We start from the raw sequence: 1,534 nt of genomic DNA on the forward strand, positions 1-1,534 counted from the left end.
GCATCCAGCCGGTCGCGGTTGCGGTCCCGGAGCGGACCGGTCAGCAGCGCGACGGCCTCGGCCAGCCCGCCGGGCGCAGCCCCGCTCTCGCGCAAGACCCGGTCCACCTCGGGCAGCGACACTGACAGCGACGTACCGGAACGGGGCGGCCTGCCGGTCAGCCGTTCGGCCGCCCGCCGCTGCTCCACGGTCGCGTCGGCCAGGGTCACGGTCCCGGTCAGCGGGCGCCCGGCCTCCAGCCGGTCCCGCGCTCGCCGGACCAGCCACGCGGTGTGCTCGCCGCCAAGCAGACGGTGCAGCCTGATGCCGTCGTCCGCGGTATCGGTCACACCGGCGCCCGTTCGGCCCTGCGGCGTTCTCGCCCGTCCCACCGCCACGGCGTAACCAGGACCGCGTCGACGCCATCGTGGCGCGCAAGCTGGCAGATGCCAAGTCCCGGCACCTGCGGGTAGCAGCCCCACTCCCGCTCGCTGGTCATCACCACGTCCATGTCGAAGGTGGCGAGCAGGCCCAGGCATTTGGCGCGGGAGTCGTCATCGACCCCGGCGAATGCCTCGTCGAGCGCGATCAGCCTCGGCGCGTGCGGATTGCCGGCCGACTTGTAGTGCGACGAAGCCGCCGCGAACAGCGGAACCGACACCACCAGGGCACGCTCGCCTCCCGAGGCGGGGCCGGTGGCGGGCCGCCACTGCCCGTCGGAATAGCGCTGGATCACGAACTCGTGCCAGCCCCGGTAGTCAAGCGCCGACGTCAGCGCCTCGGCCCAGCCAGCAGCCGGATTGTCCGCGTGCTCGGCGGCGATCCGCTGCTGCAGGAACCCGCCCACAAGAGCCCGGTCGGCAGCGGACCACGCGTCGATCGTCTGCCGGAGCTTGAGCCTGACCCGGTCGAGCCCCTCGGGCGCGTTCCTGGCCTGCTGCCAGATCAGCCGCAGCTTCATGCCGGTCGACGTCGGCCGAGCCTGAAGTTCGTCGTTCATCTGCCTGACCTCGGCCTCGGCCGCCGAGATCAGCTCGTGCAGCGTCCCCGCCACCTCGTTGAGCAGGTGATTCTCCAGGATCTCCCGCTCTCGCGCCGACAGCAGCGTGGTTCGCTGCTCGACTTCCGCCGCCAGCGCCTCGGCCAGCCCGGGCAGATCGTGGCTACGGCCTTGGAAGACCACGTCGATCACGATGACACCTTCGCTCAGCGTCAGTCCCGCGGAGTGCCCATGCCTGGCCATCGCGTCCGCCAGGAGCTTGTGCTCCTCGGTCACTCGCTTCTGGATCCGGTCCCACGGCCCGTCACCGTCGTCCACGGAGTCGAGGTCGGCGTTGACGGCGCGGGCAAGGATCACCGTCGGCGTGGCCGCCCACGGCTGACCGGTGCCGGGGATCTCCAGCGTCGGCACCGCGACCCGCAGCAGCCCGGTGGCCGCGAACGCCTGGAACTCACGGACAGCGTCATCACGCTGACGTGACGACTCATCCACCTGCGTCCGCAGTTCGCCCCGTCTCCCGTCCGCCTTGCCGCGCGCCTCGATCGCCGCCTGTTC

At 71.6% G+C, this 1,534-nt stretch carries 2 protein-coding genes; both read right to left on the reverse strand.

Translation table 11 applies throughout. The features are described from left to right. A partial coding sequence (locus WA805_RS11325; protein WP_425242319.1) for a TIGR02679 domain-containing protein occupies positions 1–329 on the reverse strand: 329 nt, incomplete at its 3' end. Next, positions 326–1,534, reverse strand: a 1,209-nt coding sequence (locus WA805_RS11330) for an SbcC/MukB-like Walker B domain-containing protein (RefSeq protein ID WP_425242320.1), incomplete at its 5' end; no start/stop codon positions are given. The genes WA805_RS11330 and WA805_RS11325, both read right to left, overlap by 4 nt.

Source organism: Trebonia sp., assembly GCF_049794275.1.
Taxonomy (GTDB): Bacteria; Actinomycetota; Actinomycetes; order Streptosporangiales; family Streptosporangiaceae; genus Trebonia.